Origin of the sequence: Neisseria sp. P0007.S010 (assembly GCF_051962875.1) — a bacterium.
In the GTDB taxonomy this organism is placed as follows: domain Bacteria; phylum Pseudomonadota; class Gammaproteobacteria; order Burkholderiales; family Neisseriaceae; genus Neisseria; species Neisseria subflava_A.
This window is the reverse complement of record NZ_JBQCUX010000078.1, coordinates 1-218: the sequence shown is the minus strand read 5'-3', so window position 1 is coordinate 218 and position 218 is coordinate 1. Positions and strand designations below refer to the sequence as shown.

Annotated in this window: 1 protein-coding gene; it reads left to right on the top strand. The window is 56.4% G+C overall.

What is annotated here, in order from left to right:
* Positions 1 to 185 (top strand): ESPR-type extended signal peptide-containing protein (locus ACTHR7_RS10975; RefSeq protein WP_440370830.1); only part of this gene is annotated, 185 nt, incomplete at its 5' end.
* Between the last annotated feature and the right edge of the window lie 33 nt (positions 186 to 218).

Sequence of the window (218 nt, the reverse complement as noted above, 5' to 3'; positions counted from 1 at the left end):
GCCATAAAACCGTCTTCAACCGCACCCGCGGCATCCTGATGGCCGTAGCCGAGACTGCCATCGGGCAGGGCAAAAGTTCCGGCGAGCGCTCAAGCGGAGAAGCCGGTGGCGGTAACGGCAGCCTAAAAACTCATTCAGGCAGAGACCTTTGCAAAAAAGCCCTTCCCTCGACAGCCGGAACCTAAACAAAGATTTTCGGCTGTTTCTCTCCCCCAATA